This is a genomic window from Halothiobacillus sp. (assembly GCF_027346185.1).
GTDB lineage: Bacteria > Pseudomonadota > Gammaproteobacteria > Halothiobacillales > Halothiobacillaceae > Halothiobacillus.
This window is the reverse complement of record NZ_DAIESY010000096.1, coordinates 1-5867: the sequence shown is the minus strand read 5'-3', so window position 1 is coordinate 5867 and position 5867 is coordinate 1. Positions and strand designations below refer to the sequence as shown.

Here is a 5867-nt window from a genome sequence, read left to right as displayed (position 1 = left end):
GAAAAGGCGCGGAAGCGGCCGTTGCCCCAACGGTTGAGCAGCGCTTCGGCCATGATCGAGCGCGCGCTGTTGGATACGCACAAGAACAGCACATTGAAGACTTTGTTCGAGGGCGTTGCTGCTTCACCTGTTTTTTGGTCGGCTTTCTCGTCGGTTTGGTTCGCGTCTTGCAACAGTTCGATGTTCTCTTGATACAGCGCGCGGGCCTGTTTGAGCATCCTGAAGCCTTCATTGCTAAGCGACCAGCTAATGCGCGATAGGCGCAAAATCTCACGAACCCATAAGGGAATTTGCTGATTGAGCGCATACAGATTCGAGGTGCCCTTTTGAGTTTGCGACAAAAGATCATGTTCCATCAACGTGCCGATGTGGCGCGAAATGGTGGATTGAGGTTTGTCGAGCAGGCTTTGCAGGTGGCACACACAAAGTCTGCGTTCGGATTCAAGCAGCATCAGGATGCGAAGGCGCGTTTCATCGCTCAGGGCGGCGAAAAGCTCTTCGGGGTGTTCGTGCAGCGTGGTGTGCGTCATGGTTATTCATCCGTTTTAGCGAATGAATTAGAAATTACACAAGCTAAGTGACAAATAGATGAATTTCATCGGCGAATTTGACGCGCTACTTGATCCTTTTCCTCCTCATTTACTACTTACAAAGGGGAAGCGTCTTACGAGTTGAATCCACTGAGCGAAAAGGATGCTTAATTTTTTGAACTTAGGCGCAGGAGGAATCACTGCGGCAACAGACGGCTTGTTTTTCGTCGAATTGGACGCCGCAACGGGCTACCATCGATTCACGCAAACGGGCGCGGGCACGCAACAGCCGTGATTTGGCGGCGGTCAGCGTCAGACCCTGCTCATCGGCGTATTGCTGAATGGTTTTATGCGCCAGATCGCAGGCGCGGATGATGCTTTGATCATTGGCGGACAACTGGTGCAGGTTCGGTTCGATGCAGTCGAGCAAGTCGTCCAGTGGTTCATCCGGTAGTGTTTCCTTGGTATGCGTCGATTCGAAATCATCGGGCAGCGTGACCAGATGGCGGTGTTTGCGCCAGTGATCGACCCAAAGGTTGCGGCACACCTGGAACAGCCAGGCTCGGGGATCATCCAGCGTGCAGAATTTGGCGCCCTGAACCATGGCGCGCAGAAAGGCTTCCTGAATCAAATCGTCTGCCAGATGCCGATCACTGACTTGCTTGGCAATGTAATGCCGCTGTTCAGATTCATGGGCGCGCCAAGCGTTCTCGGCGCATGAAAACCGTCTTGCGGCGGGATTGATTTCGGCGGTGATGCGGTCGGGCATGATGGCTCAACTGCTGGTGCGCATGATGCGCTGCTTGTCGCGCTCCCAATCCCGATCCTTGAGCGTGGCGCGTTTGTCGTGTTCCTTCTTGCCTTGTGCGAGCGCGATTTCGAGCTTTGCCCGGCCATTTTTCCAGTACATGGCGGTGGGCACCACGGTGAAGCCCTTGCGCTCCACCGCGCCGATGAGCTGGGCGATTTCCCGTTTGTGCAGCAGTAATTTGCGAATCCGGGTGTTGTCCGGGCGAACGTGGGAAGAGGCCTGTATCAGCGGGTTGATCTGCCCGCCGATCATGAAGGCTTCGCCATTTTTCAGCAGAATGTGGGCATCGGTCAGTTGCACTTTGCCTTCGCGTAGGGATTTGACTTCCCAGCCTTCGAGCGCGATACCCGCTTCGAATCGGTCGTTGAGAAAGTAATCGAATTTCGCTTTTTTATTGAGTGCGATGGTGGATTCACCAGCGGACTTCTTGGATTTCGACATGCGCGTATTTCCAGTTCAGATAAGGTGCCAGTTTCGCAGACTTCCCCCTTTGCTGCACGAATTTGGGTGTTTTCCCACGGTGAACGATGCGGCGGGAGAGGGGTTTTTGCAGTATCATTTCGTGCCCGGAACTGCCGTTGACGACGATTTCTTCTCTTCGAACTTCTTGCGATCATTCAAGCTGGAGCAGATCGACTGCCTTTATGACAAATATCACCCGACAAATTCAAGTACCCTACAGCGCTGCCCAGATGTATCACCTTGTCAACGACGTGGCGGCCTATCCCGAGTTCCTGCCATGGTGCGATGCATCGCGGGTGTTGCGGGTTCAGGACAACGAGATGGATGCCAGCATTACGCTCAAGGTCGGCGCCTTGCGCAAGGTATTCACCACCCGCAATCAGAATGAACCCGGCAAGAAAATCATCGTGAGCCTGCTTAACGGTCCCTTCAAATCTCTGGATGGATTCTGGTCGTTCCACGATCTGCCCGATGGCGGCTCGTTGGTGCGATTGAACATGTCGTTCGAGTTCTCAAGCAAATTGGTGGACATGGCGATCGGTCCGGTATTCCGTGAAATCGTTCGCAACCTGATCAACGCGTTTCAGCACCGTGCGGTGGCGGTATACGGCGATAAAATCGAAAAAGGTGAGGCATCATGACGCAAGCCGAGCCCGGCACAACAGGTTTGATGTGGGTTGAAGTCGCGTATGCGAAACCCGATCAGCAAGTAATTTTAAAGGTAAATGTACCGGACGATGCGACCGCTCAGACGGCGATTGATGCCAGCGGCATTCTGGAGCGTTTTCCGGACATTGATCTCGAAAAACAGAAAATCGGGATTTTCTCGCGACTGGTCGCGCTGAATCAGCGATTGCAGCCGCGTGATCGGGTCGAAATCTATCGGCCCTTACTGGCCGACCCGAAGGCCGCCCGACGCGAACGGGCCGCGAAAGAAGAAGCCTGACGCGCGCGGCTTACAGCGTGCGAGGAATCTGCGACGAGTGATGTTGCAGAATCGGGTTTTCCAACTTCAAATTCACGATATAGCTGAAGCGCGCTTCGAAGTTCAGTATTTCGTCATCTACAGAAAAGCGCCATAAATACAAGCCACTTAAAGCATATACTTCATCCTGTACATGGATGATGTTTACGGTTTTGTCGTGCAGACCCAAACCGAGTCCCGGCTTTTGCGCGAGCGTTTCAAAGTAATCGCGAATTTGCGCCGGGGTCTTGCGCGTGCGTGCGGAGAAGGTGGGGATCAGCACGGCTTTTTCGTCATACAGACTGATCAGCTTGTCAGCACTGCCTTCGTTTACGCCATCGGCAAACGCCTGAATGATATCAATCGGTTTGGTAATCATGTGTCACTCTTGCTTGAGGTGTGGTCGGTGGAATTTGTTGGGCAGTTTAGCAAAAATGCCGATTAAGTAAGAGTGCACTCTATGGGTTAAATTGGTAGGTTTGCTTCTTATATCAATCAGAGGTTACCTAGCCGATGAACCAGTAAGTCAGTGGCAGCAGTACGCTGGCAACTGCGCTGCCAATCAGCGGCAGGAACATCAGTCCGGCCAGTGGCTCTTGCTTGGCCAGACGCAGGGCCGCGGTTACGAGCAGCGCAAGCCATGCGATGGCAAGCAGCAGCGCAACTATGATCATGCCGTAACTGAGCGCCAAAACGGCGACGATCGGAAAAATCAGTGACAAAACCAGCAAGCCGCGTGTCATCGTGTTGTGCGGTGTCGAAATGGATACCCCATAGGCGAAAGCGGCCCACGTCAGGAAATAGGTAAAACCCATGGCGCCGATCTCGGGCGAGGCCGGGATGCCTTGCACACTGCTTGAGATGCCCACAGGCGGCAGACTTAACCCCAGCCAGATCAGCAATCCTGCCACAATGAGGCTGACAGGCATCCAGATGACCAAGCTTTTGCGATCGATATCAGGTTCGCGACCGTAATGTTCACGCATGATGATGTTGCTCCTCGGTTGCGTTGATCCTTTGAGTGTAGCTCGTGTGCGGATCGCTCTGCCATTAATACACTCACTGCACTATTTCCCCGGCACTTTCTGGCTTACATGTGCCCCGGCGTGCACTCGTTTTGGGTGGCTGGCGTTAGCTGACTTTGATCGGTTAAGTGTATTCTTGCGCTTTGTTTCGTTTCGGTTGAAGAAGAATGAATGATCGTTCCGTGCGTATTTCCTGTGTGGTGCCAGCTTTCAATGAAGCGGACAATCTACCGAACCTGCTGACCCAATTGAGTATGCAGTTGAGCGCGTTGTCCGATCACTGGGAAATCATCGTGGTCGACGATGGCAGTCGGGATCGGACACGCGAGGTATTGGCCGAATTTGCCGATACGCCGGGTTTGGTTGTGCTGCATTTCTCGCGCAATTTCGGTAAGGAAGCGGCGTTGAGCGCGGGGCTTGATCGGGTACGGGGCGATGTCTGCTTCATGCTGGACGCGGATCTGCAACACCCGGTCGCGTTGATGCCGCAAATGCTGGCCGCCTGGCGCGAGGGTGCGCAGATGGTCTATTTCGTGCGAGAAAACCGGGACGACGAACCGTTCTGGAAGCGCTGGGGTTCTGGGCTATTGTACTGGTTGATCAATTTCGGTTCGTCCGTTCAGGTGCCGGAAGATGCAGGCGATTTTCGGCTGCTCGATGCCAAGGTGGTCGCTGCCCTGCGCGCTCTGCCCGAACGTAACCGGTTCATGAAGGGGTTGTACGCGTGGGTCGGCTTTCGCACACAGGCCCTGCCCTATACGCCCGAACCGCGGCTGCACGGCAAAAGTCATTTTTCTGGGCGGCGGTTGCTGAATCTGGCGCTGACCGGCTTGACGGCCTTCTCTAATGTGCCTCTGCGGCTATGGAGCGTATTCGGTCTGACGCTTGCGTTGCTGGCGCTGATCTACGGCGGCTACGTCACGCTGGCTTATTTCATTGATCAACGCCCTGTCGCCGGTTGGACGACCATCGTCGCCGGGTTGATGCTGTTCGGTGGCATCCAGTTGATCTCCATCGGGATTCTTGGGGAGTATCTGGGGCGGGTGTACGACGAAGTCAAGCAGCGCCCGCGCTATATCGTCGATGAACAGATCGATAACAGCCCGTTTTCTCAAGCAAAAACATCCATGCCCCTGCCGACTTCAACCGAATCCGATAGCAAACATGGCTGAGGGTTCGATAGTCCGCGCGCTGTGGGATGCCGGGCTGACAATCTGGGTTCGTCTGCAATCGCTGGTGATCTTCGCTGCGGTTGGCGTGGCGGCCGCGGTAGTGCATCTGGCCGTGGTCTGGGCATTGGTCAGCCAGTGGTCGATTCCCGCTTTGCTGGCGAACCCGGCGGGGTTTTTCGTGGCGTTCTGGGTGAGTTTTTTCGGTCATCGTCACGGCAGCTTCAAGGCGGATGAACCGCATCCGATCCGCCGAGCGCTGCCCCGGTTCGCCTTGGTGGCGGTGACCGGATTCATCGGTAACGAATTGCTCTATGCGGCCCTGTTGGCCTGGACGCCCTTGCCGTACACCGTCGCGCTGTTCATCGTGATCGCCATCGTGGCGGTAGCGACCTACTTGTCCAGTCGATTCTGGGCGTTTTCGGTGCAACCGAAGCAGTAAATCGCGGCGCGTTTGTCTTGCGTCACCGGATGCTGATCTGCAAACAACGGTGCCTTTTGTGCATCATCCCGCTGAACGAATACCCATACCGGCGCACGTTTTCCTTGCTCGGCTTCGGTCGCCATGGCGCCAAGCTGGTCCGTGGAAATCAAAATGCGCTTGGCGGCTTCGGGATCGAATTTCGCCGACGTGTACAACTCGGTATTGGCACCATCGGATCTGAAATGATCCGGGTTGCCCCATGGCCCGGTCACCAGCGCTGGCTGGGTGCGATCCAGATAAAACGGCACGCTGAAATAGTAATAGTTGTAGAACACCACATCGGCATCGGGTGCGATGCGGTCGCGCACAGCCAGGGTGATTTCCTTATGCGATTTGTGATCGATCATGGCGAAAATGACGACGGTCGTTACACCCAACAGCGCGCCGATCAGCGCCATGGTGGCGATGCGACCCTGCCAACG

The 5867-nt window shown here is 55.0% G+C and carries 9 protein-coding genes and 2 pseudogenes; 4 read left to right on the top strand and 7 right to left on the bottom strand.

Annotated features, from left to right (window positions below):
- From M7R55_RS12250 to smpB, 4 genes and pseudogenes are all read right to left on the bottom strand, one after another.
- Window positions 1–92, bottom strand: a pseudogene (locus M7R55_RS12250) (arsenate reductase ArsC); the annotation flags it as partial.
- Between the two features lie 258 nt (window positions 93–350).
- Window positions 351–452: pseudogene (locus M7R55_RS12245) on the bottom strand (ArsR family transcriptional regulator); the annotation flags it as partial.
- Between the two features lie 259 nt (window positions 453–711).
- Window positions 712–1299, bottom strand: a complete 588-nt coding sequence (locus M7R55_RS07235; protein WP_298219751.1) for a sigma-70 family RNA polymerase sigma factor — start codon at window positions 1297–1299, stop codon at window positions 712–714.
- 6 nt (window positions 1300–1305) lie between these two features.
- Window positions 1306–1782 (bottom strand): SsrA-binding protein SmpB, encoded by a 477-nt coding sequence (gene smpB, locus M7R55_RS07230; protein WP_298219750.1) that lies wholly within the window; start codon window positions 1780–1782, stop codon window positions 1306–1308.
- 203 nt (window positions 1783–1985) lie between these two features.
- On the opposite strand from smpB, the gene M7R55_RS07225 reads away from it, so the two are divergent.
- Window positions 1986–2444: a type II toxin-antitoxin system RatA family toxin gene (locus M7R55_RS07225; protein WP_298219749.1), complete on the top strand. Its 459-nt coding sequence runs from the start codon at window positions 1986–1988 to the stop codon at window positions 2442–2444.
- The gene (locus M7R55_RS07220) at window positions 2441–2749 is read left to right on the top strand and encodes an RnfH family protein (protein WP_298219748.1); all 309 of its coding nucleotides are present in this window, start codon (window positions 2441–2443) and stop codon (window positions 2747–2749) included. The genes M7R55_RS07225 and M7R55_RS07220 overlap by 4 nt, the downstream gene beginning before the upstream one ends.
- 10 nt (window positions 2750–2759) lie before the next feature.
- Here the strand turns inward: M7R55_RS07220 and M7R55_RS07215 are convergent, their stop codons facing one another.
- Together M7R55_RS07215 and M7R55_RS07210 are read right to left on the bottom strand one after the other, a co-directional pair.
- Window positions 2760–3146 carry a DUF4440 domain-containing protein gene (locus M7R55_RS07215; protein WP_298219747.1) on the bottom strand — a complete coding sequence of 129 codons (387 nt, stop codon included), beginning with the start codon at window positions 3144–3146 and terminating at the stop codon, window positions 2760–2762.
- A 127-nt stretch (window positions 3147–3273) separates the two neighbouring features.
- Window positions 3274–3753 carry a hypothetical protein gene (locus M7R55_RS07210; protein ID WP_298219746.1) on the bottom strand — a complete coding sequence of 160 codons (480 nt, stop codon included), beginning with the start codon at window positions 3751–3753 and terminating at the stop codon, window positions 3274–3276.
- Between the two features lie 206 nt (window positions 3754–3959).
- Here M7R55_RS07210 and M7R55_RS07205 point away from each other — a divergent pair, with 206 nt between their 5' ends.
- The gene (locus M7R55_RS07205; protein WP_298219745.1) at window positions 3960–4964 is read left to right on the top strand and encodes a glycosyltransferase family 2 protein; all 1005 of its coding nucleotides are present in this window, start codon (window positions 3960–3962) and stop codon (window positions 4962–4964) included.
- On the top strand, window positions 4957–5403 hold the full coding sequence (locus tag M7R55_RS07200) for a GtrA family protein (protein WP_298219744.1): 447 nt from the start codon (window positions 4957–4959) through the stop codon (window positions 5401–5403). Before M7R55_RS07205 ends, M7R55_RS07200 begins: the two co-directional genes overlap by 8 nt.
- On the opposite strand, the gene M7R55_RS07195 is transcribed toward M7R55_RS07200, so the two are convergent.
- On the bottom strand, window positions 5355–5867 hold a 513-nt coding region (locus tag M7R55_RS07195; protein ID WP_298219743.1), incomplete at its 5' end, for a hypothetical protein. The genes M7R55_RS07200 and M7R55_RS07195 overlap by 49 nt on opposite strands.

Excerpts from the sequence above, each read along its gene's own strand:
- M7R55_RS07205 (WP_298219745.1), top strand. The coding sequence starts at position 3,960 with ATGAATGATCGTTCCGTGCGTATTTCCTGTGTGGTGCCAGCTTTCAAT.
- M7R55_RS07210 (WP_298219746.1), bottom strand. The coding sequence starts at position 3,753 with ATGCGTGAACATTACGGTCGCGAACCTGATATCGATCGCAAAAGCTTG.
- smpB (WP_298219750.1), bottom strand. The coding sequence starts at position 1,782 with ATGTCGAAATCCAAGAAGTCCGCTGGTGAATCCACCATCGCACTCAAT.
- M7R55_RS07200 (WP_298219744.1), top strand. The coding sequence starts at position 4,957 with ATGGCTGAGGGTTCGATAGTCCGCGCGCTGTGGGATGCCGGGCTGACA.
- M7R55_RS07215 (WP_298219747.1), bottom strand. The coding sequence starts at position 3,146 with ATGATTACCAAACCGATTGATATCATTCAGGCGTTTGCCGATGGCGTA.
- M7R55_RS07220 (WP_298219748.1), top strand. The coding sequence starts at position 2,441 with ATGACGCAAGCCGAGCCCGGCACAACAGGTTTGATGTGGGTTGAAGTC.
- M7R55_RS07235 (WP_298219751.1), bottom strand. The coding sequence starts at position 1,299 with ATGCCCGACCGCATCACCGCCGAAATCAATCCCGCCGCAAGACGGTTT.
- M7R55_RS07225 (WP_298219749.1), top strand. The coding sequence starts at position 1,986 with ATGACAAATATCACCCGACAAATTCAAGTACCCTACAGCGCTGCCCAG.